Raw genomic sequence first — 22321 nt, forward strand, 5'->3', positions numbered from 1 at the left:
TAAACGCTTACAGTTTTGTTTGTATCTTATACAATAAAGGTACCAAATCGAAAGAGGTGGCCAAAATGAGTACGAAAAAAGTATATAGTTTCTTATCACAAGCATTCATATTTTCAGCTATTATGTTAGTTTCTAATATTATTGCAACACATTTACCAATTCCGATGCCTTCATCGGTAATCGGATTAGTCATTTTATTTAGCCTATTATGTTTAAAAGTTATTAAATTGGAACAAGTTGAATCACTTGGAACAGCTTTAACAGGTATTATCGGATTCCTTTTCGTTCCATCAGGTATTTCGGTTATTAATTCTCTCGGTGTAATGGGACAATATTTTGTACAAATTTTAACTGTAATTGTTGTTGCAACAATTATTTTACTCGCTGTAACAGGTTTATTTGCACAATTTATTTTAGGAAAAGACGACAAAGAAATAGAAGATACGAAAGAATTGAAAGTAGTAAATAAAGGACGCAAGCACGGAAAAGTTGCGTAACCAATTTAGTATATATTGTTAGGAGGGAATGAACATGACAAGCACAATGACTCCATATTTCGGAATCGTCGTTTCATTAATAGCATACGGAATCGGAACATTATTATTTAAGCATTCAAAAGGATTCTTCTTATTCACACCATTATTCGTAGCGATGGTATTAGGGATTGTCTTTCTAAAAGTAGGTAACTTTACTTTTGAAGAATATAATACTGGCGGAAAAATGATTAGCTTCTTCTTAGAACCAGCAACAATCGCGTTTGCAATTCCATTATATAAACAAGTTGATAAGTTAAAAAAATATTGGTGGCAAATTTTATCGGCTATCGTGGTTGGATCTATTTGTTCAGTTGTTGTCGTGTTCATTGTCGCAAAAGCAATTGGTTTAGATACAGCTGTTATGAACTCAATGTTACCGCAGGCAGCAACAACAGCAATTGCATTACCAATATCTGAAAGTATAGGTGGTATTCCAGCAATTACATCATTTGCAGTTATTTTTAACGCAGTTATTGTATATGCATTAGGAGCTTTATTCTTAAAAACGTTTAGAGTTAAACATCCGATTGCTAAAGGTTTAGCGCTTGGAACAGCAGGGCATGCGTTAGGGGTTGCAGTAGGTATCGAAATGGGTGAAGTAGAAGCAGCTATGGCAAGTATCGCCGTGACAGTAGTTGGTGTCGTAACAGTAGTTGTCATTCCGATGTTTATGCCATTCATTGGGTAATATAACTTACTTAAAAAATTATAAAAGCAAGCTATTTGTAGGACAGATTTCTACTGATAGCTTGCTTTTTATGTTACAGTAGTGGTAAGACCTATTGAAGAATAAAAGTTTCTTTAAATCTTCATTAATACTGTGCATAATGCGTTTTGAAATAGGTCATTGTATTGTAAAATAAGAAGTAACATAATATATAGCACAATTAACGGGTGGTTAGGCTGGAAGATAAATTGCTCGCAATGGCTTTAATATTAAAGGATAATTATAAGTAGAGAATAGAGAGAGATCTACTTGTTAACGTTTTACTTTATAGGACAGGAGAGAGTACTCGTCGATTATGCAAATAAAAAACCTGTTTCAAAGCAAAGGATTTCAGAGATTAATCGTATTAGTATTACTTGCTCTCATATTGTATGGGATGCAAAGTATGTTAAATTTAATTTTAATTACGTTTATGTTGACGTATTTAATGGATCGATTCCAAAAGTTTATTTCTCGTAAATTAGATCATTTCATGCCAATTAATCGGAAAATTATTATAGCGCTTTTATATGTAATGTTAGTGGCGGGAATTGCCATTACGCTATTTAAATATTTACCGGTATTAACAATACAAATTTCACAATTGATTTATCAATTTAATGTATTTTTAAGAAATCCACCTGATAGTGAATTAATTAAGTATGCAGTTAATGCTGTTAATCATATGGAGCTTTCTAAATATGTGGGGCAAGGCGTAGACATTTTGTATAAATCTATTACGAATGTTGGGAAATTTGGCCTTCAAGTTTTACTTTCTGTAATTTTAAGCTTATTTTTCTTACTTGAAAAAGCACGTATCGTTGCTTTTACTTCGAAATTTAAAGAAAGTCGACTTGCAATTTTTTATAACGAAATAGAGTATTTCGGAAAGAAATTTGCACGTTCATTCGGAAAAGTAATCGAAGCACAATTTTTAATCGCAATTGTTAACTGTGTTTTATCTGTTATCGCATTATGGATATTAGGATTCCCGCAATTACTAGGTTTAGCGTTAATGATTTTCTTGCTCGGTTTAATTCCAGTAGCTGGGGTTATTATTTCGTTATTCCCGCTTTGTATGATTGCTTACAATATCGGCGGTATTATGTACGTTGTTTATATCTTAGTTATCGTAACAGTGATTCACGCGCTTGAAAGTTACGTGTTAAATCCGAAGTTTATGTCACAAAAAACAAATTTACCGATTTTCTATACATTTATGATATTAATCTTCTCAGAACACTTCTTAGGTGTATGGGGATTAATTATCGGTATTCCAATCTTCATTTTCTTATTAGATGTCTTGGATGTGACAAGTGATGAAATGGAGAAGGACGTTGAAAAAAATAAAGTGAAGTAAAGAAAAAGCATCGATATTCGATGCTTTTTCTTTTATAACATCATGTTCCTTATGCCATACTGTAAGAAGAACATAGAATAGGGGTGAAAGAATGGCTGTAAATGAAAAGGTAGAGTTAGCTACATTTGCTGGAGGGTGCTTCTGGTGTATGGTTTCGCCATTTGAAGAAATGGAAGGGATTATAAAGGTTGTTTCTGGCTATACAGGTGGTCATAAAGAGGATCCAACGTATAAAGAAGTATGTTCGGAAACGACAGGACATTATGAGGCAGTACAAATTGCATTTGACGCAAATAAACTGCCGTATGAAGAGTTATTAAATATATATTGGAGACAAATTGATCCGACTGATATCGGTGGACAATTTCACGATCGTGGACAGTCTTACGAAACGGTGATTTTTTATCATAATGAAGAACAACATAAAAAAGCAGAGATTTCAAAAGAAGAGCTTGCAAAGAGTGGACGCTTTTCAAAGCCGATTGCGACAAAAATATTACCGGCTACTACGTTTTATCCGGCGGAGGAATATCACCAAGGATATCATAAGAAAAACACATTCCGTTATGAGTTATACCGTAAAGGATCGGGACGAGATGCTTTTATTAAACAACATTGGCCAAAAAATAATGCTCATTTAAAAGAAAAACTAAATGAGATGCAATTTTATGTAACACAGGAAAATGGAACTGAGCCACCCTTTCAAAATGAATATTGGAATCATAAAGAAGAAGGACTTTATGTAGATATCGTCTCAGGTGAACCGCTATTTACTTCTTTAGATAAATTTGATAGTGGATGTGGATGGCCTAGTTTTACAAAGCCAGTTATGTCAGCTAGTGTGAAAGAAAAAATGGATGTTAGTCATAATATGACGCGTACGGAAGTGAGAAGTAAAGAAGGAGATTCACATCTTGGGCATGTATTTCCAGACGGTCCAGGATCAAATGGTCTTCGATACTGTATTAATTCAGCGGCGCTACGCTTTATTCAAAAAGAAGAGTTAGAAAAAGAAGGATATGGTGATTTTCTAATCCTTTTCGGAAATAAAAAATAACCTCGCAGTTAGCGAGGTTATTTTTTTATTTTACTTTTTTCTTTTTAAATTTGCCTAGTGCTTCATAAACGATTGGAACAATAAGAAGTGTTAATAACGTTGAACTTGTTAATCCACCAATTACTGTTACACCAAGTCCTTTAGAAATTAAGCCGCTACCTTCAAATCCTAATGCAAGCGGGATAAGAGCCCCGATTGTTGCAATTGCAGTCATTAAAATAGGGCGAAGGCGTGTAGCACCCGCTTCTAATAAAGCTTCACGCGTTGATAGACCTTCATTTTCCTTATGAATAACGCGGTCGATAAGTACGATTGCGTTCGTTACAACGATACCAATTAGCATAAGAGCCCCAATCATCGCGGATACACTTAACGTTTCGCCAGAGATCAATAAGGCAACGAGTGCACCAATGATTGTGAATGGTAGCGAGAATAAAATTGCGAATGGTGCAAGGGCACCGCCAAATGTAACGACAAGAACGAAGTATACAATGGCAATCGCAGCTAACATCGCTAAGCCAAGTTGCTTGAATGATTCTTCAATATCTTTTGAAACGCCGCCCATAGAAACATCTACGCCAGAAGGAAGATCCATTTTATCTACTTCTTTTTGAACAGAGGCAGATGCTTTTGAAACGTCATCAGATGTTAATTTCGCACTTACTTCTGCATAAACACGACCGTCGCGGTGTTTTACTGTATTCGAAGTTTCCCCTTCTTTTACAGTCATCACATCTTTCACAGCCACTTCATTACCAAGTGGTGTTGTAAGTTTTCGGTTTGTTAAGTCATCGATTGTTTCATAATTTTGTTTTTCAGCTTCTACATATACATTGACATCTTTACCGTCTTTTTTAATTGTTGTCAGAACAGGGCGATCATGTTGATTAGAAAGTCCCATTCCAATTTGCGCAGCCGTTAGACCCATTTTACTTAGTTTTTCCTGGTCTGCGACTAAAGTGTATTCTGCATATGTTTTTGCAATACTAGAGTCTACATCTTTTAAGTCTTTATTTTTCTTCATGATATTTTGAATATCTTTTACGACAGGTTTAATGTCTTCCGAGTTATCTCCGTAAACGTATAGTTTAATTTCATTACTACCGCCACTCGCTCCGAAATCTTGGTTTTTCCATTCACCTTTTCCAGACATCTTTTGTAAATCTTTTACGACTTGTTCTTTCTCTTTTTCGAAGTTTTTCGTGTCGTTATCATATTGCACGAAGAACATTGCTTGATTTGATTGACCAGGACTCATTGGGTTTTCGCCACCTAATGAGAACTGAATTGTTTTCACGTCTTTATTATCTTGGAAGTGCTTCTCAGCTTTCGTTGCAATTTTTTCAACGTCTTCTAACGTTTGCCCTGGTTCAGGATTGTACGTTGTAATGATCATTTTTTCTTCTTCAGATGGTAAGAAACTTACACCGATAATCGGCACAAGTGCAAGGCTACCTACTAATAGAAGGACAGCAATACTTGATGTGATGATTTTATGATTTAAAGCCCATTCAAGTATACGTTTATAACCGTTTGCTAATTTACTTGGTTTTTCTTTGTGATGTACTTCTTTTTCCCTCATGCTCTCTTTTTTAAATAAAGAGTGAGCTAGCATCGGTACGATTGTAACTGCTACTAGTAACGATGCTAATAATGCGAAGACGATAGTTAAGGCGAATGGTAAGAACATTTCACCAATCATACCTTTTACTAGTCCAAGCGGTAAGAATACAGCAATTGTTACAATGGTAGAAGACATAATTGGGATAAACATTTCTTTCGTAGCTTCACGAATTAAATCTTTCCCGCGCAGTTTCTCTTCTGATAACGACATACGTCGGTAAATATTTTCAATAACAACAATGGAATCATCGACGACGCGTCCGATAGCGACTGTCATTGCTCCGAGTGTCATAATGTTAAGCGTAATATCCATTTGTTTTATGACTAATACAGCAATCAATAAAGAAAGTGGGATGGAAACGACAGAGATTAATGTTGTTCGGATATTTCGTAAGAACAGCATAATAATAACAATCGCAAAGATAGCACCAAAAATGGCTTTGCTCAGCATTGTTTCTACTGATTTCTCAATCGGTGCACCTTGGTCGAATGTTGAAATAATCTCTAAGTCTTTATATTTTTTCTCAAGGTCTGTTACTTTATCTTTCACTGCATTTACAACATCAACTGTATTCGCGTCAGCAGCTTTCACAATTTGAATTCCAATGGCTTCTTTTCCATTTGTTCGAGAAATAGATTCTGCTTTTCCGACTTCTTTAATGTCAGCAATTTCGTCTAATGTAACTGTCGGAATCCCGTTCATAGCGGCTGGATTCATTTGCGGCGTTTGTGCACCGGCTCCAGCATTTTGATTACCTTGAGCGCTAGGTGCTGACGGTACAGCTGGGATTTTTAGCTCTTTTAATGCTTTAATTGTTGTAATATTTCCATCTACAATAACTGATTTTTCCGTGTCTTTAAATGTATATAAGCCAAGTGGTAACGATACATCCGATCCTTTAATCACATTTTTTACAGTATCTTCACTTAAACCTAATTCTTTCATCTTATCTTTCTTGAAAACAAGTTGTACTTCATCTACTTGTTGACCTGAAATTTGAACAGATGCAACACCATCAAGTCCTTTTAATCCTGGAACAACATTTTTTTCTACATTTTCTGTTAACGTAGCTAAAGATTCATTTTTACTTGCTACACTTAACGAAATAACAGGAAAAGCATTAAAGTTTACTCGTGAAACTTTCGGATCTTTTACGCCTTCAGGAAGTTTCACATTCGCGAGAGATTCTTTAATTTCTGTTTCGGCCTTTTCCATATTTTTATCAAAATCATACTCTACTTGAATAGAAGATGCGTTTTGAAAAGATGATGAACTAACAACGTTTACACCGCTTAAATTTTGCAGTTGCTCTTCCATCGGTTTTGAAACTTTGTCAGCTACTTCTTCTGGTGTAGCACCAGGATAAACCGTAGTTACTGTTACAACAGGTGTTGTAATATCAGGAATTGTTTCCAGCTTCATATTGAGTCCAGAATAAATCCCAGCAATCGTAACAATAATGGTTAGTAGCCAAACCGCGAACTTGTTTTTTAACGAAAAATTGATGATTTTGTTCATGTTTGCGCTCCCTTTTTATTGTATTGACCAACTGGTCAGTCTAATACATAATATAACTGACTGATTGGTCAGTCGTCAATGAAAAGAGATGGTATAATAAAATCAAACTGTAAGTAGTCGGTTGCCTATTCTTTCTGATCATTGGCTTTTACCAACCAGGTTTTACAGATGGAAAGGCTTCTATATAAATCATTTACTCCATTAAATTTTAGATGAGAAGTTTTATTTTCAGTTAATGTGGAATAAAATCAAGTTTGAATTTACATAAGATGCGAGATTAAATTTAGGAGAGAAAATATGAAAGAAAAAGAGCGCTTAATTATAGAGATGGCTATGAAGTTATTTGCGACTAAGGGTGTAAGTGCAACATCAGTACAAGAAATTGTAACCGCATGTGGTATATCAAAAGGAGCTTTTTATTTATATTTCAAGTCAAAAGATGAGCTATTATTGGCCACACTTCGATATTATTATGACAAAATCCAAAAGAAAATGCTGGATATTGAAAAAGAATCTTTATTACCACGTGAAAAATTTGAAAAACAATTATATTGTCAGTTTACTGATGTGCAAAAACATAAAGAATTTATTATTATGCATGCAAGAGAAAATGCAATTCCGTTTAATAAAGAAGTAGAAGAGTTCATGATGAGAATGAAGTTAGAGTCCCATGCATTTTATCGGAATAGCCTACTGTCTATTTATGGAGAAAAGGTTCTTCCATACTTGTTAGATTTAGTAATTATGGTGGAAGGGATATGCCGTGGATATTTAGAATTGATTATTTTAAATGCACCGGAAATTGATTTATCCTATGTTTCGACCTTTATTTTACAGAGGATAGATAATTTAGTAGAGGGGCTTCTAGAATCTTCGGAGGAACCTGTTTTAAATGAAGAAAAGATTGGGGAGCTTTTTTGTAGCTCAGAGCTTATTAAAGAACAGGTGAAAGAGCACTTTTTAAATGAAATTATTATATTAAAACGAGCATTAGCAGACCAACTGGAAAATGATGAGGTTTTAGTCACTTTAGATGTTTTAGAATCAGAAATGAGAGTTCAAAATCCTAGGATTCCAGTGATTCGAGGGATGTTAGCGAATTTGGAAGCATATAATGATTTGAAGGATTTTAGAGTAAGGTTAGCTCGATATTATAATATCGAGTTGAAATAATGAAATGTTAGTTGAATCTTTTCCTCGTACTGGCCTGAAGCTAGTGAAAGTTCCATTATTATAAAAAAATCCGTTCCTAAGTACTTTCTAGGAACGGATTTTATTTTACAATTATAATGAAATAATTTAAGGCTTAATTATTTTGTTCTGCCCACTCTTCAACATTCCAAGTTTTTGTGATCCAGCCTTCATAAAATTCTGGTTCGTGACATACAAGAAGGATTGTCCCTTTATATGCTTTCAGAGCTTTTTGAAGTTCTTCCTTTGCTGTAACATCAAGATGGTTTGTTGGCTCATCGAATAGGATCCAGTTACTTTCTTCACCCATTAGCTTACATAAACGAACTTTTGCTTGTTCGCCACCACTTAATTGATTTAACGGGCGAGAGATATGCTCATTTTTTAATCCGCATTTCGCTAACATTGCACGAATTTGATGTTGGTCCATGCTAGGGAATGTGTTCCAAACATCATCAATTGGTGTTATATTATCAGCTTTAACTTCTTGCTCGAAGTATGCAGGCTCTAAGAAGTCACCAAGGCTCGTTTTACCGCTTAAAGGTTTAATTTTTCCTAAAATTGTTTTTAGTAATGTTGATTTACCAACACCATTACATCCAACGATGGCAATTTTTTCACCGCGTTCAATTGTCATTGTTAGTTTTGGTAGTAATGGGTGTGTATATCCGATTTCTACATTTTCACCTTCAAAGACGAAACGGCTACTTGCACGACATTCTTTAAATGAGAATTCTGGCTTAATTGCTGTTTCAGGACGATCGATAAGCTCCATGCGATCAAGCTGTTTTTGACGACTCTTTGCACGACCTGTAGTTGAATAACGAGCTTTGTTCTTTGCGATGAAGTCCTCTTGCTTTTTAATAAACTCGCGCTGTTTTTCATAAGCGTTTATATGTTGATTTTTATTGATTTCTGCTAGTTCTAGGAATTTTTCGTATGTCGCAGTATAGCGCGTCATTTTTGTAAATTCTAGATGGAAAATAACATCAACGCATTTATTCATAAATTCCGTATCATGAGAAATTAATAAGAATGCATGTGGATATTCTTTTAAATAATTCGTTAACCAATGAATATGTTCAACGTCTAAATAGTTAGTAGGCTCATCGAGTAATAACACTTCTGGTTGCTCAAGTAATAGTTTTGCAAGTAATACTTTTGTACGTTGCCCACCACTTAGTGCTGAAACATCACGATCTAAACCGATTGCATCAATTCCAAGACCTCTTGCTGCTTCTTCAATTTTCATATCTAGTAAATAGAAACCACCTGCTTCGAGAGCATCTTGTATTTCCGCCATCTCCTCAAGAAGTGCCTCTAATTCTTCTGGTGTTGCAGTTCCCATTTTTTCTGCAACTTCATTTAAAGCTTTTTCTTTTTCAAATAAAGGTAAAAACGCGTCAGCTAAAACATCACGAATTGTGCGACCGGGTGTTAAAATTGTATGCTGGTCTAAGTAACTGTAATTTGTACCAGGCGTCCATTCTACACGGCCTTCATCATGGATAAGTTGACCAGTAATAATATTCATAAATGTTGATTTACCAACACCGTTTGCACCGACTAATCCAACATGTTCTCCTGCTAGTAAACGCATGGATACATCTTTAAATAATGTGCGATCACCAAATGTGTGTCCTAATTTTTCGACTGTTAATAAGCTCATAGTGTCCCCCGTCCATTTCAAAATAGTGTCTTGAATCATGATACTAAATTCTTGAGTATAATGCTATCCTTTCAAAATGTATATTTTTTCAAGATTAACATTGCATTGTTTCTGGGAAAATATAGAGTGTAATTGAAAGGTGTTTAATTATATTGTGAGATATGAAAAATATCGTCGAGAAGAGCTGGTGCTATGAAGGATCAAAAGAAACTATTTTATATGTCGAGGGTAATAAAAAAGCCAAGTTCTTTTTCATAAAGATGAAAAAGAACTTGGCTTTTATGCTATTTTCTTACCTAGCTTTTTATTTATAAATCCTAAAATCAATCCGCGTATTTGAGGGTCAATGGCAAGACCGATAATACCGTACAATATACCAGTAAGTGTTAAAGCTATTAGTGGCGGTAAGTTAATTAATGCTGTGCGGTATATTGCGTAACTGATTATAAACGCTAGTGCATTGAATATTATTCCTTTGAATAGTAATGAAAAACCTTTACGAACGAATAAAGTAAATCCGATTAATAATGTAATCTCGGTAATGATCGCAGCTGCCGCAGCGCCCATCATTCCAAATTGGCTGCCTAATGCGATGTAACTTATGATAGCGACAGCTAATCCAATTCCCATCGTTGTCGCACGCTTCCACTGTTGACCAATAGTTGTTAAATTATCAGCAAGTGGATAGTTGATAGATTGTAAAATAACCATAAAGGCTAAGATTGCAAGAGCATCACCAGCTGGTGCATATTCTTCGCCTAATAAAGTAACAATCCAAAAGCTTGGATCAGCGATAAATGGGATAGAAATTCCCATTCCTAAGAAAGACATAAGCTTTAATTCAAACAGAGATAGTTTTCTATGTTCATCAATATTCTTTTCATTTCCAAAAGCAAATAACTTTGGATAAAAGGCTGCTGCAATTACACCTGGTATTTGATAAAGTACAGCGGGTATTTTCGATGCAGCGCCAAAGAATCCAACTTGCTCATACGTTGAAACTTTTTCTAATATAATAGGCCCTAACTGTGGTAAGAGCATAATGATAATGCCATTGATTGTGAAAATCAGCAATTGATTTAAAATACCTTTGTCCCAGCCTTTATGAACTGTTGTATGGCGGAGTACCATTATAAAGGCGATGACTCCTGTTACAAGACTAGATATTCCGTACATGGCAGCGACCATCATAAGTGACCATTTAAATGACATTCCTAGTAGAAGTGCAGCTGCGGCTGTGACACCTTGTATTACAGAAATAATCGCTGTAAATTGCATACGCTCTGTTACTTGGAAATAAGCCATCCCAACACCTTGTAAAGTGGCTCCAAACATGGTTGGTAGTACGACCCAATATACCATAGCACGTAAGTAAGCATCAGTGTAGAAGAACTGAGCGAAAATAGCGAAGAGCACAGAAATTACGATAGCTAATACTAAACGAATACGTAAATAACTACTTATTAATACGCTAATGTTAGCGTCGCTTCTCGTTCCTTCACGCATAAACGTATGTGTTAAACCTGCATCTGTAAAATAACAAATAACAGCGGAAACTGCTAATGCAGTTGTAAACATCCCATACTCACCTGGTGAAACATATCTTGCAAAGAAAATCGTCGCAATAGCAAGTACAAATCGAACAGTAATATTTCCTACAAAGAGGTAGGAGGCGTTTTTAAGGATTTTATTTGTTTTCATGGAAAAAGACCTTTCTATTCTTCAGGACGCGCTTCGTCCTATTTGTAAATTTGATTTGTTTACGGAAAGAATGTTTAGAAGCGTATTTTTTATTTAAGAAAACATAAACTTGATTCGTACAAACCAAAGCATCGCGTATAACTTCTTGCTTCGCTTTCCATTTTTTGAATAAATTTTGCGACAATATTTATTTATATCGCTTTTGATTAGTTGGACTTGTGATTTATCTAATTTAGAGCTGCCCTTAATGTATATACAAGCGTTATTAATGACTGTATATGGGAATAGGTAGGTTTCAAGAATTTCAAGAAGATCTGTAGAATCATTCACGATTAAGTCTCTTGATTTATTGTGAACCCAATCCTTCATTCGATTAAATACTTCTAATTCTTTTGCTGTTTTTAATTCATAATCTTTATACTTTGAAGAAAGATTTCCTTCTGATAAGATTCGATAATACGTTAAATATTCATCTACATAACATACATTTGTTACACTCATTAATTTAAATAGAAATTCTAAATCTTCTCCCCAGCTACATCCCGGTGTGAAACGAATGTTATGATCCATCACGATAGATCTTTTGAAAATCCAAGTACTCGTTTGAGCAACAACTTGATGCGTTAAGAAAGCTTTCGTCATATCACCTTTAATAAAGTTTGTTGTGTGCTCAACTTTTTCACCAGTTTCTTCATAAAAGTTCATATAACCACAATAACAAGCATTCATGTTGTTTTTATGCATGCTTTCAACTTGTTTTTCGATTTTTGTTGGATGCCATAAATCATCGCTATCAAGAAAAGCAACATATTCTCCGCTAGCATTTTCAATTCCAGTATTACGAGCAACAGAAACACCTTGATTTTCTTGAGGGATGTATTTTATTTGTCCTGGATATTTTTTCTCAAGATTTTTTACGATAGAAGCTGATTGGTCTTTACTTCCATCATCTACAATGACAATTTCAATATGTTTATATGTTTGATCTAGTATCGATTGCATCGTCTCTTCAATATATTTCTCTGCATTGTATAAAGGAATAACAACTGAGACGAGTTGGTTTTGTTCCATCATAGAATTTTAACTCCTCAAATTTTTATTATATAAATCTTTTTGTAAAAAGAAGGTTATAAGAACATCTGTATAAGTTTACCGCATATAAAGTTTGTAAATCAACTTTATGTATATAATAATTATCATTGAAAATATAGAAGTCAGATACTAAAATTGGTTATAATGGAAAGATGTATATGTATATTTTTATCTGAGGAGATAAAAATATTGTAGATAAAAGGGAGGAACTTTAGCATGTTACGCAAGTATATTCGAAGACCGGAGTTAATTATATTGGGTATTATTTTAGTTATCGGCCTAATATTCCGATTCATGACCTTAATAACATATGGCAGTGATTTAACAATGGCTAATGATGATTTAATGTATCAAAAAAATGCTGTCAATTTCTTAGAAACGGGTATGTTAACGTATCATGATCCAACAAAACCAACCGTCCATATTATGCCAGGACAAGTGCTTTTATTAGCGAGCATATTCTTTATATTTGGACACGGAAGCTTAGGAGTTTTATGTGCGAAATTAGTTATGATAACTTTTGGTATTTTAAGTATTTATATGACGTATAAGATTGGTACATATATCTTAAATCCAGCTGTAGGATTAATTGCAGCGTTGTTATTAGCACTATACCCTCCTGAGGTGGTAGTAGAGAATTTGACTTTGACAGAGAGTCCGTATTTATTTCTCTCATTAGGGCTGTTATATTGGAGTTTAAAATTAGCAGATACACATTCAATGAAAGATTTTTATATTGTTTTATTATTCTACTTTGTAGCACTATATTTCAGGGTACAAATCGCGTTATATCCGATTCTGTTATTTGTATATCTTGTAGCAAAACGTTATCCAGCGCGTCTAATGATAAAGCAAGCTCTAATTAGTGTACTGGTACTATGTGTTGTACTTGGTCCTTGGTGGGCGCGTAATTATATTCAATTCCATAAATTTATTCCACTTACAGCAGGTTCAGGGAATCCGTTATTACTTGGCACATATCAAGGTGAAGGTTATCCACCTGGAAAAGGTATGGAAGAGATTGATGCGGACATCCGCGCAGAATATCCGAATATAGAAGCGCATGAATTAATGGCGAAGCAACAAGAAGTAGCGATGGACCGTATTAAGGAATGGTGGCATACAGATAAGAGGTCAATGCTAAAAAGTTATTTAATTTTAAAACCACAAATTTTCTGGGAAAAAGCATATTATTATCCAGGCACCCCGATTAGTATTTTTGATATATCTGGAGAAGATATGAAGAAAATTTATGAACCAATTAAAATAGGTTTCATAATTTGCTCCATCTTAGCATTTGTATTTTGTTGGAGAAGATGGAGGGAGTATTCATTCTTATGGATAAATGTTTTATTCCAAACATACTTTAATAGCTTATACTTTGCGTATGATCGTTATGCACTTCCATTAATGCCAATGTTATTTATAATGATAGGCGTAGGGATTGTCGCAACTGTCATGAGAGTTAGCAGACCATTTCTAAAGTAGGTAAATGATTTCATTAAAACTATCAAAAAATTATATTTAAATGGTATATAAAAATGACCTACTTTCTAAAATAGAAAGTAGGTCATTTTTAATTATGCATCGTGTAAAGAATCATTTTGTTCTTTATTATTTAATTTTTGTTTTAGCAGCGCATAATCTTGTGTCAATGTTACAAGTTGGTGATGCTGTTTAGAAACCTTACGAGTTAAATCAAAAATTAAAATAAAGCAGAATAAAAGTCCGAACAGGAATAAAACAGATGGTGGGTATTCTACGTGTAATAGTTTCCCAATCCAATTTATAATCTTATCTGTAGAGCTTAAAATCGCCATTGCGATACAAACAAAAATCCAAAGGATAGAATATTTTGTTTCTAAAGTTCCTTTACGTATCGAGTTAATAATCAGGAAAAATAATAATAGGATAAAGATAAATGAAAAGGTAATTATAGGCATGGATTATCAACCTTTCACAATTTTTTGCATCAATATAGCTAAACTTACTTTAATCATGTAATATGCAGATTTCAATGGTGTAATAGACGATTGTCCACCTTGTCTTTCTTGCATATTAACTGATATTTCATTAATGCGAAGATTTTTCTTTTTTAAGTGGATAAGTACTTCTGGTTCTGGATAATCTTTTGGATAATTGTGTGCGAAAATCTGAATTACTTCGCGATTAATAGCACGGTATCCAGATGTTGGATCCATAAATGTTTGTTTCGTTAGTAATTTTAATAAGGCGGTAAAGTAAAATATTCCAATTCGTCTTGAAAGACTTCCCTTGTATGCAGTTTTTTTCGTAAATCGAGACCCTAGCACCATATCGCATTGATTTTCAGCAATAGGTTGGATGATTTTGTATAAATCATCTGGGTTATGTTGTCCATCGGCATCAAATTGAATAGCGATATCATAGTTATTCTCATAAGCATACTTGTATCCAGTCTGTACAGCTGACCCAATTCCTAAATTATAAGGTAGATTTACAAGATGGACCGGGAATGCCGTAACAATTTCAGATGTTTTATCCATTGAACCATCGTTAATCACACAAATATCTAACCCTACAAAGTGTTCTTTTAGTTCTAAAAGTCTTGTTAATGTATCTGCAATCGCTTCTTCTTCGTTATAAGCGGGAATAATAATCAAAGTTTTAGGTATTACAATTGGTATCTCAACAGACATATTGCACCGTCCTTTATATATTAATAGGCAGTATCATTTTTAGTAAGCCTTATATACTATAACACTAATAGTCTTGCAAAATAAAGGACAAGTTAGTAGCCCATTGTCAATAAGGATTATGTGTATCTTAACTCAAGATAAATTTAAAAAAACAGGCAAACATATGGGTATGTTTACCTGTGCTAAGTGAAATTACATATTCCAAGGCTTACTTAAAGTTAACACTTCAGCCATTTCTTTACTTTTCAAACGTCCCTTTTTTCTATTTTCTGCACGCTCTGAACCAGTTGTATGTAGCCAATGTTCTTCTTCTGTTTCAGGAATTACTTGTGGTACAGATGAAGGTTTTCCGTCTTTTAATGCGACAAATGTAATGAAACAAGTTGCGGCCATTCTACGCTCGCCTGCTAGTAGATCCTCTGCAATTACTTTTACGAAAACTTCCATTGAAGACTTTCCTGTATAACATACGAATGCTTCATAACAAACAGAATCTGCTTGGTGAATTGGAGTTAAAAAATCAACGGAATCGATAGATGCTGTTACGCAATGTTTGCGGCTATGTCTCGCAGCTGCAATTGAAGCGATACTATCAATTTCTGCTAATAATTTTCCCCCGAAAAGTGTTTGGTGATTATTTAAATCGTTAGGAAAAACACGTGTTGTTTTAATGGCTTTTGATTCTCGCATGAATTTCTTTTCCATATATTCATCCCCTATTTTCTGTTTTCAATCAGAGTGACATGTGTAAGTGGAGTACTCATATTAGATATTTAATGAAGTAAAGTGTTCCAAGAGGATTATCCGGCGAATAGCAGGCTAATAGTCAGTGGAAGATGAACAAAACCCCTGCGGATTAAAGTTTCACTTTATTGAAATTTCTGTATTTGTATTCATGTAACTGAAAGAAAATTTATCGTATATAAAATGTAGTGTAAAAGAGGATTCGCTTACATTGCAAGTGAAAAAATAATGACTGTGTATTTGTCATAGAAATGCCCTATTAACCTTGTGCCTATTCATGATAGAATCGTTTTGTTATAAATGGAAGTAGAGGTGCAATGGACATATGAATCATATACAAACAAATTTTTCGTCTTTCTTTAGTAAAATAATGATTGGTACGATACTCGCATTTTTTGTTTATAGTTGTTGGTCGGCTTTTGAAAAAAGTAAGCAATTTTTTGGAGGAAGTACAACAAATATTACAATCGTATTAGTGATTTTTATTATTCTTATTTTGTTAATAGCATCGATTTTGCAATATCGTTTTACAGATAAACAATTTCTTATCTTTCTTATAAGCATATCTATAGTTGTAAGACTTATCACAGTTCTATTTGTAGATGGCCCAATAATAGGTGATATGAAAGCTATGTATGAGTCTGCAAAGCAGATTGCAATTGGTAATAATATAGAGAATGTAGCGCAGTTACCTTTTATTATTTATGAATCGATCATCATTCGTATATTTGGTGATACGGTATTCGCTTTACAACTATTTAATATTTTATTTTGTACAGGAACTGCATTTTTCATTTATCGCATTGCGTCACTGGTCTTTGGAGAAGAGTGTGGTCGTATTGCATCAATGTTTTATGCTTTATATATTCCAAATATATTTATGAGTTCTGTATTAACGGCGGAATCACTCGCAATATTTTTATTTTATTGTGCTTGTTACATACTTTTATATAAAGGATTGGATCATCCTTATATGTGGGTAATTTCAGCCGTTTTATTTGCGCTTAGCAATATGATTTTCCCAATGGGTTTATTTGTACCTATTTTTATAGCTGTATATGTGCTGTTAACTGAATTATTCCAATCAGCAACGAAGCAAAAATTATTATTAAAAATGATAGGAATACTTATTCTATTTTATAGTACTCATTTTGGTGTGAGCTATGGTATCAAGATGATGGGAATGTCACAGTATACGATTTCTAATGAGACTTATGTTCAATCTGTTTTAATTGGAAAAAGTCAAAATGAAGAAAAAACATCCAAAAATCAAAGTGTAAAAGAGCACATTGATCAAGAGTTGAAAGAAATGGAAGTAGAAAGATTTAAACTGTTAAAACCAGTTATTAGCCAGTTTTCAGATGAGGGAATAAATTCTATTCTTTTTAAATGTGAAAAGCTTATATATATAGTGGTGACATTGTTTATGGCCATAGCTTTATTACATTTTCTAATTAAGAAACAGCAAAATGAAGGATATATGTTGTTTGTATTATTAATTACCGGATATGTATCGTTAAGGCTCTTTCAAGTAGATATGGCATACTATAATATTATTATGCCAGCTTTGTTTATTTTACAAAGCTTTGGTGTTTATATGAGTTATTTTTATTGCCAAAAAATATTTTTCAGAAAATAAAAGAATCCATTTCGGATTCTTTTTTTGTATCGATTCGCCTTATCGGTTTAGTTCTAGTTGTCAATTATCTGCTGTTAAGGCCATATTCGAGGAATCATCTTGAATACTCTTCATTACTTGTGGGATAGTTTCTAATTCATTTTCAATTTTATATAATTACTTTATAGTATGTAGAATTGTATATAAATTAAGAGAATTCTATGTGGAATTCTCTTAATGGCCCTTATTAATTTTTGCATGTGTTTTAAAGAAAACTGGGAAATGTACGTTATATATTACGGTGACTACACGAATAACGAATGTTATTAATAAACAAACATAGAAAGCTAAGACGTGTGCCCCCATTGCATGTGTAATTAGGAAACTAACTGCTCCTAAAATAGAAGCAATTGCATATATCTCTTTTCGGAATACATACGGGATATCTTGAGCGCAAATGTCGCGTAAAATGCCGCCCCCAATACCTGTAATAACCCCCATTGAAACGACTAAAAATGAGGCGTCAACGTGATGTGACATTGCTGCATTTGCACCAATAGCTGTAAATACACCTAAACCAACAGCATCAGAAAGCATAATAACAACTTGAAGTTTATTGATGCGCTCAAAAAACATACATGTGAATAATGCTGATAGTACACTTACAAAAAAGTAAATGGGTTTTACAAATGCGACAGGAGGCAGGTTACCAATCATAATATCACGAATAATACCGCCGCCGAGCGCAGTAGCTACAGCTAAACAAAGGACACCAAATAAATCTAGATCTTTTTTCAAACCAACTAATGTACCAGAAATGGCAGCGGCGATAATGCCAAGAAACGTAAATATATCGATTAATAACATGGCTTTAATTCCTTCCCCTTAAAGATGTTCCAGAGAAAAAATATACACTAAAGTTTTGGAAATAACAATTACTTTTCGCTACATGTAGAAAAATGGATGAAATAGCTAAAGAAAGCGTTTGAAAATGCTTGATAAGTAGCGATAAAGTAAAGTGAAAAAGTGTGGGAAGATTCATTGCATCGTTTTTTGATGTAGCTTAGTTAGAGGGATGGTACAATAGGAGAAGTCCGCTTTGTACATTTATATAAAATGATAAAAAAATATTTCTGTGCGGCCGGAAATAAGTGCATATGTGTTAGATAGCTTTTATAGGGATAGGGAAGGATAGCTAAAGGACAATGTTTTCGGTTACTAATAATGCTAGATTTGACTAGTTTCGGCATAAAAAATAGTTCTCAATTTAAATATGAGTTATGTTATAATTGCTAGGTATGTTTAAACAGTAGAAAACGATGATTAAAAGATAATGTGAAGATTTTGTATGGAGGTCTTGGAATGTTAGCAAATCAAGCTAGGGTCAGATTTGAGCATTTTTTGCTCTTTTTTATTATTTTACAGCCTGTTTTAGATTTATTAACGTCTCTTAGCATTGAGTTATTAAAAGTAAATGCGACAGTTGGAATTATGGTAAGATTCCTCATTATGGCAATAGGTGGTATTTATATTTTAATTCAGGCAAAAGAAAGAGAAAATAGGAAGTTTTTGATTTATCTTGTATTACTAGGAGCTATATTAGGAATAGGATTTATTAATAACAAGTTAATCAAGAGTCCTATTGTAATCGCAGAAGAAGTTAAATTCATTGGAAAAGCATTGTATATATATATTATGCTTGGTTCATACATTTTAGCTTTAAAGTCACTGAAGAAGACAGTAAATATTAGCGATAAAGTTAGAAATAACATTGTGTATTCCACATTAATTATTAATGCTATTATGGTTATTTCTATTACAACTTCTACAGACTTTGGAAGTTATGAGTGGATGAAGGTTGGTTCCCGAGGATGGTTCTATGCAGGTAATGAACTAGGGTCAATCTTAGCTATTATTTTCCCTATTGTGGTATTATACTCTATTCAAAAAACAAAAAGCGTGAAGCACGTTTTATATTGGATTCCATCGCTTCTAATGATTTATTCTTTAATTCAAGTTGGTACGAAAGTAGGAATGGGCTCAATTGGTGCTACATTAACGGCAGCAATCGGGATTATTGTACTACAATTATTATTTGATAGAAAAAATCCGAACAAAAAATCTCTTGCACTTAATGCATTAATTGCGATTGTCCTATTAGCTGGTGTAGTTGGAACATTTAAAAAGACGCCATTAGCACAAAATATGGGCATTCATAATAACTATTTAGCAGAACAAAATGTAGCACATCAAGGTCAAAAAGAACAAGAAATTAAAGATAAACTGAAAAAAGAACAAGAAATTAAAGAAAAAGAAATTAAAGAAAAAGAAGAAAAACAACATAAAGTTGAAAAGCCGGAAGAAAAGGCAAGGATAGAAGCGGAAGTTAAGAAAGAGCTTGAGAAAGAGCAAAAGAAAGAAAATCAAGAAAATCTTATTTTTAGCGGACGTCAAGTATATGAAGAAAGACATAAGCAGTTCTTTAAAGAAGCGCCAATGTCACAAAAACTATTCGGAATGGGTTACGCAGGTAACTTTAAGTATAATGAACAAAAGCAACCAGATCCGAAGTTAATTGAAATGGACTTCCATGATTGGTTTTATGATTTCGGAATTATTGGTTTTGCGTTAATGATGATTCCATTTATTTATTACGGCTTAAGAATCTTGATAGCATTTGTTACAAGATTTAAGGAAATATTCAATGTGAAATATGGAATGATTTCAGCAAGCTTAGTATTAGCACTAGGTATTGGGTACATTGCAGGACATATTTTGACAGCACCAGGAGTAGGGATTTACTTTGTAGTGGTGTTAGCTTGTCTAATTGTAGATTTAGAAATTGAATGATAAAAATAAAAGCTAACTTTTGTTAGCTTTTATTTTTTAGTACAGTAAAATAAAGATAGATGGAAATGTAGCGAGGATTTAAAGGAGGAAAAAATATGAGGATATTGCATATGAATGCAGGAGCAGAAGATGGTGGAGGAAAAACACATATTATTTCACTGCTCGATCAGTTTCCGGATGGTGAAGTAGAATTAGCAGTATTTGAAGATGGAATTGTTGCGAAAGAAGCAAGAGAGCTAGGGATAAAAGTTCATGTGTTTTCACAAAAATCTCGCTATGATTTATCCATTTTAAAAAACATAAGTGAATTCATTAATAAAGAAAAATTTGATGTAGTTCATACACACGGTCCTAGGGCAAATTTCTTTGTTTCTTTAATGAAAAAGAAATTCGCGGCAAAATGGGTAACGACAATTCATAGTGATCCATTTCAAGACTTTACTAAACAAGGCATAAAAGGTTGGATTTTTACTAAGTTAAATTTAAAAGCTTTAAAAAATATAGATTTATTTTTTGTTGTAACGAATAGGTTGAAAAAAAGCCTAGCGGCATTAGGGATTTCAAATGAAAAGATGCATGTTATTTATAACGGTATTGAATATGATCAGGAAAAAGCAGCTGGCTATAATAAAAAGGAAATGTTTAATATTGATGAAGATGTGTTTACGGCAATCCAAGTAGCACGTCTGCATCCTGTTAAAGGACATGAAGTTTTATTCGATGCGTTACAACAAACAAAATTGGAGAAGATTAAAGTATTATTAGTTGGTGACGGGCCGTTAGAAAGAGAGTTAAAGGCGTTAGCTACTGAAAAAGGAATTAATGATAAGGTTGAATTTTTAGGGCACCGTCAAGATGTGAAACAATTATTTGCTTCATCACATGTAAATTTATTAACTTCCCATAGCGAAGGATTTCCATTAGTTTTATTAGAAGCAGCAAATCAACGTGTACCATCAATTGTGACTAGAGCGGGAGAAATCGAGCCGTTAATCGCAGATGAAACTTACGGGTGGATTGTGCCAACTGGTGATGGAAAAGCGTTAGCATCGGCATTAGAAGAAGCGTATGATAAGTGGAAAACTGGAGAGTTAGCAGCGATGGGTAAACATATTTATGAGCATGCTACTATGAACTTCTCACTTCAAAAATTATATGAAGATACGAAAGAAACATATAAGCAATTAATAGCGAAAAACCTTTAATGATAGAGAGGATAGTTAAATATGGCAGTACAAACGGTTGATATTCTAGGTGTTCCTTTTTCTACAATGACAATGGATGAAACAATCCAATATTTAAAGAAACAACTAGAATTGGAGCAAACTCATACTTTTCAGGTAGTAACAGCGAATCCTGAAATTGTTATGTGCGCAAAAAAGGATGAAAAATTCCATAAAACATTATTAAATACAGATTTAATTACACCTGATGGTATCGGGGTTGTTAAAGCGAGTGGTATGCTTGGTACACCGTTAAAAGAGCGTGTGGCAGGTTTTGACTTAATGTGTAATTTACTTGCAAAGTTATCGGAAGATAATAGACCAGTATCTGTTTTCTTATTAGGTGCAAAACCACATGTTGTACAAGCTGCAGCTAATCATTTAACGAAGACATATTCGGCTGTATCTATTGTGGGTACACAAGATGGGTATTTTAAACAAGAAGAAGAAGAGAATATTGTTTCTCGTATTCAAGAAGCAAAACCAGATCTATTACTTGTTGCGCTGGGCTTCCCAAGACAAGAAAACTTTATCCAAAACAATAAGCATCGTTTAGAAACGAAAATGGCTGTTGGAGTAGGCGGTAGTTTAGATGTGTGGGCTGGAGAGGTAAAACGTGCGCCAAAATGGATCCAAGCTATTCACTTAGAGTGGTTTTACAGATTATGTAGTAATCCAACACGCTGGCGTCGTCAGTTAGTACTAGCTGAGTTTTTAAAAGAAGTAATGCGTTCAAAAAAGTAGCGGAACATCG

Annotated in this window: 18 protein-coding genes; 10 read left to right on the plus strand and 8 right to left on the minus strand. The window is 33.8% G+C overall.

Going from position 1 to position 22321, the window contains the following annotated elements:
- The first annotated feature begins 65 nt into the window (after nt 1-65).
- From lrgA to msrB, 4 genes are all read left to right on the plus strand, one after another.
- A complete protein-coding gene (gene lrgA / locus Q3V31_RS19205; protein WP_000104908.1) occupies nt 66-497 on the plus strand; it encodes an antiholin-like murein hydrolase modulator LrgA in 432 nt (143 codons plus the stop codon).
- Between the two features lie 34 nt (nt 498-531).
- Nucleotides 532-1224, plus strand: a complete 693-nt coding sequence (lrgB, locus tag Q3V31_RS19210) for an antiholin-like protein LrgB (RefSeq protein WP_000204777.1) — start codon at nt 532-534, stop codon at nt 1222-1224.
- Nucleotides 1225-1558: 334 nt separating this feature from the next.
- A complete protein-coding gene (locus Q3V31_RS19215; protein ID WP_001166001.1) occupies nt 1559-2602 on the plus strand; it encodes an AI-2E family transporter in 1044 nt (347 codons plus the stop codon).
- Between the two features lie 91 nt (nt 2603-2693).
- Nucleotides 2694-3659, plus strand: a complete 966-nt coding sequence (gene msrB / locus Q3V31_RS19220; protein ID WP_088008290.1) for a peptide-methionine (R)-S-oxide reductase MsrB — start codon at nt 2694-2696, stop codon at nt 3657-3659.
- 25 nt (nt 3660-3684) lie between these two features.
- Here the strand turns inward: msrB and Q3V31_RS19225 are convergent, their stop codons facing one another.
- Nucleotides 3685-6801: an efflux RND transporter permease subunit gene (locus tag Q3V31_RS19225; RefSeq protein WP_329766200.1), complete on the minus strand. Its 3117-nt coding sequence runs from the start codon at nt 6799-6801 to the stop codon at nt 3685-3687.
- Between the two features lie 297 nt (nt 6802-7098).
- On the opposite strand from Q3V31_RS19225, the gene Q3V31_RS19230 reads away from it, so the two are divergent.
- On the plus strand, nt 7099-7974 hold the full coding sequence (locus tag Q3V31_RS19230; protein WP_090813666.1) for a TetR/AcrR family transcriptional regulator: 876 nt from the start codon (nt 7099-7101) through the stop codon (nt 7972-7974).
- Nucleotides 7975-8107: 133 nt separating this feature from the next.
- Here Q3V31_RS19230 and Q3V31_RS19235 read toward each other — a convergent pair whose 3' ends face one another.
- The 3 genes from Q3V31_RS19235 to Q3V31_RS19245 all read right to left on the minus strand — a co-directional run bounded on the left by Q3V31_RS19235 (nt 8108) and on the right by Q3V31_RS19245 (nt 12436).
- Nucleotides 8108-9661, minus strand: coding sequence for an ABC-F family ATP-binding cassette domain-containing protein (locus Q3V31_RS19235; protein ID WP_090813667.1), 1554 nt, complete (start codon nt 9659-9661; stop codon nt 8108-8110).
- Nucleotides 9662-9940: 279 nt separating this feature from the next.
- A complete protein-coding gene (locus tag Q3V31_RS19240) occupies nt 9941-11362 on the minus strand; it encodes an oligosaccharide flippase family protein (RefSeq protein WP_090813668.1) in 1422 nt (473 codons plus the stop codon).
- A gap of 93 nt (nt 11363-11455) precedes the next feature.
- Nucleotides 11456-12436 carry a glycosyltransferase family 2 protein gene (locus Q3V31_RS19245; protein ID WP_090813669.1) on the minus strand — a complete coding sequence of 327 codons (981 nt, stop codon included), beginning with the start codon at nt 12434-12436 and terminating at the stop codon, nt 11456-11458.
- Nucleotides 12437-12670: 234 nt separating this feature from the next.
- On the opposite strand from Q3V31_RS19245, the gene Q3V31_RS19250 reads away from it, so the two are divergent.
- Nucleotides 12671-13942, plus strand: coding sequence for a glycosyltransferase family 39 protein (locus Q3V31_RS19250; protein ID WP_090813670.1), 1272 nt, complete (start codon nt 12671-12673; stop codon nt 13940-13942).
- Between the two features lie 92 nt (nt 13943-14034).
- Here the strand turns inward: Q3V31_RS19250 and Q3V31_RS19255 are convergent, their stop codons facing one another.
- The 3 genes from Q3V31_RS19255 to Q3V31_RS19265 form a co-directional block, all read right to left on the minus strand.
- Nucleotides 14035-14397, minus strand: coding sequence for a DUF2304 domain-containing protein (locus Q3V31_RS19255; RefSeq protein ID WP_002089883.1), 363 nt, complete (start codon nt 14395-14397; stop codon nt 14035-14037).
- Nucleotides 14398-14403: 6 nt separating this feature from the next.
- Nucleotides 14404-15132 (minus strand): glycosyltransferase family 2 protein, encoded by a 729-nt coding sequence (locus Q3V31_RS19260; RefSeq protein WP_090813671.1) that lies wholly within the window; start codon nt 15130-15132, stop codon nt 14404-14406.
- Nucleotides 15133-15324: 192 nt separating this feature from the next.
- Entirely contained in the window at nt 15325-15837 is a 513-nt protein-coding gene (locus Q3V31_RS19265) for an acyl-CoA thioesterase (RefSeq protein WP_000412118.1), read from the minus strand.
- Nucleotides 15838-16201: 364 nt separating this feature from the next.
- Here Q3V31_RS19265 and Q3V31_RS19270 point away from each other — a divergent pair, with 364 nt between their 5' ends.
- On the plus strand, nt 16202-17515 hold the full coding sequence (locus Q3V31_RS19270; RefSeq protein WP_329766208.1) for an ArnT family glycosyltransferase: 1314 nt from the start codon (nt 16202-16204) through the stop codon (nt 17513-17515).
- Nucleotides 17516-17728: 213 nt separating this feature from the next.
- Here the strand turns inward: Q3V31_RS19270 and Q3V31_RS19275 are convergent, their stop codons facing one another.
- Nucleotides 17729-18361: a trimeric intracellular cation channel family protein gene (locus tag Q3V31_RS19275; protein ID WP_000924380.1), complete on the minus strand. Its 633-nt coding sequence runs from the start codon at nt 18359-18361 to the stop codon at nt 17729-17731.
- 495 nt (nt 18362-18856) lie between these two features.
- On the opposite strand from Q3V31_RS19275, the gene Q3V31_RS19280 reads away from it, so the two are divergent.
- The 3 genes from Q3V31_RS19280 to Q3V31_RS19290 all read left to right on the plus strand — a co-directional run bounded on the left by Q3V31_RS19280 (nt 18857) and on the right by Q3V31_RS19290 (nt 22311).
- Nucleotides 18857-20344, plus strand: coding sequence for an O-antigen ligase family protein (locus tag Q3V31_RS19280; protein ID WP_329766211.1), 1488 nt, complete (start codon nt 18857-18859; stop codon nt 20342-20344).
- A 95-nt stretch (nt 20345-20439) separates the two neighbouring features.
- A complete protein-coding gene (locus Q3V31_RS19285; protein WP_071734760.1) occupies nt 20440-21549 on the plus strand; it encodes a glycosyltransferase family 4 protein in 1110 nt (369 codons plus the stop codon).
- Between the two features lie 21 nt (nt 21550-21570).
- Complete coding sequence (locus Q3V31_RS19290) at nt 21571-22311, plus strand: WecB/TagA/CpsF family glycosyltransferase (RefSeq protein WP_000290742.1); 741 nt, start codon at nt 21571-21573, stop codon at nt 22309-22311.
- Nucleotides 22312-22321 lie beyond the last annotated feature (10 nt).

Source organism: Bacillus nitratireducens (assembly GCF_036320425.1).
GTDB classification, from domain to species: domain Bacteria; phylum Bacillota; class Bacilli; order Bacillales; family Bacillaceae_G; genus Bacillus_A; species Bacillus_A nitratireducens.

What these genes read in the sequence shown, in the direction of transcription:
- lrgA (WP_000104908.1), top strand. Translation starts at nt 66, where the DNA reads ATGAGTACGAAAAAAGTATATAGTTTCTTATCACAAGCATTCATATTT.
- lrgB (WP_000204777.1), top strand. Translation starts at nt 532, where the DNA reads ATGACAAGCACAATGACTCCATATTTCGGAATCGTCGTTTCATTAATA.
- Q3V31_RS19215 (WP_001166001.1), top strand. Translation starts at nt 1,559, where the DNA reads ATGCAAATAAAAAACCTGTTTCAAAGCAAAGGATTTCAGAGATTAATC.
- msrB (WP_088008290.1), top strand. Translation starts at nt 2,694, where the DNA reads ATGGCTGTAAATGAAAAGGTAGAGTTAGCTACATTTGCTGGAGGGTGC.
- Q3V31_RS19225 (WP_329766200.1), bottom strand. Translation starts at nt 6,801, where the DNA reads ATGAACAAAATCATCAATTTTTCGTTAAAAAACAAGTTCGCGGTTTGG.
- Q3V31_RS19230 (WP_090813666.1), top strand. Translation starts at nt 7,099, where the DNA reads ATGAAAGAAAAAGAGCGCTTAATTATAGAGATGGCTATGAAGTTATTT.
- Q3V31_RS19235 (WP_090813667.1), bottom strand. Translation starts at nt 9,661, where the DNA reads ATGAGCTTATTAACAGTCGAAAAATTAGGACACACATTTGGTGATCGC.
- Q3V31_RS19240 (WP_090813668.1), bottom strand. Translation starts at nt 11,362, where the DNA reads ATGAAAACAAATAAAATCCTTAAAAACGCCTCCTACCTCTTTGTAGGA.
- Q3V31_RS19245 (WP_090813669.1), bottom strand. Translation starts at nt 12,436, where the DNA reads ATGATGGAACAAAACCAACTCGTCTCAGTTGTTATTCCTTTATACAAT.
- Q3V31_RS19250 (WP_090813670.1), top strand. Translation starts at nt 12,671, where the DNA reads ATGTTACGCAAGTATATTCGAAGACCGGAGTTAATTATATTGGGTATT.
- Q3V31_RS19255 (WP_002089883.1), bottom strand. Translation starts at nt 14,397, where the DNA reads ATGCCTATAATTACCTTTTCATTTATCTTTATCCTATTATTATTTTTC.
- Q3V31_RS19260 (WP_090813671.1), bottom strand. Translation starts at nt 15,132, where the DNA reads ATGTCTGTTGAGATACCAATTGTAATACCTAAAACTTTGATTATTATT.
- Q3V31_RS19265 (WP_000412118.1), bottom strand. Translation starts at nt 15,837, where the DNA reads ATGGAAAAGAAATTCATGCGAGAATCAAAAGCCATTAAAACAACACGT.
- Q3V31_RS19270 (WP_329766208.1), top strand. Translation starts at nt 16,202, where the DNA reads ATGAATCATATACAAACAAATTTTTCGTCTTTCTTTAGTAAAATAATG.
- Q3V31_RS19275 (WP_000924380.1), bottom strand. Translation starts at nt 18,361, where the DNA reads ATGTTATTAATCGATATATTTACGTTTCTTGGCATTATCGCCGCTGCC.
- Q3V31_RS19280 (WP_329766211.1), top strand. Translation starts at nt 18,857, where the DNA reads ATGTTAGCAAATCAAGCTAGGGTCAGATTTGAGCATTTTTTGCTCTTT.
- Q3V31_RS19285 (WP_071734760.1), top strand. Translation starts at nt 20,440, where the DNA reads ATGAGGATATTGCATATGAATGCAGGAGCAGAAGATGGTGGAGGAAAA.
- Q3V31_RS19290 (WP_000290742.1), top strand. Translation starts at nt 21,571, where the DNA reads ATGGCAGTACAAACGGTTGATATTCTAGGTGTTCCTTTTTCTACAATG.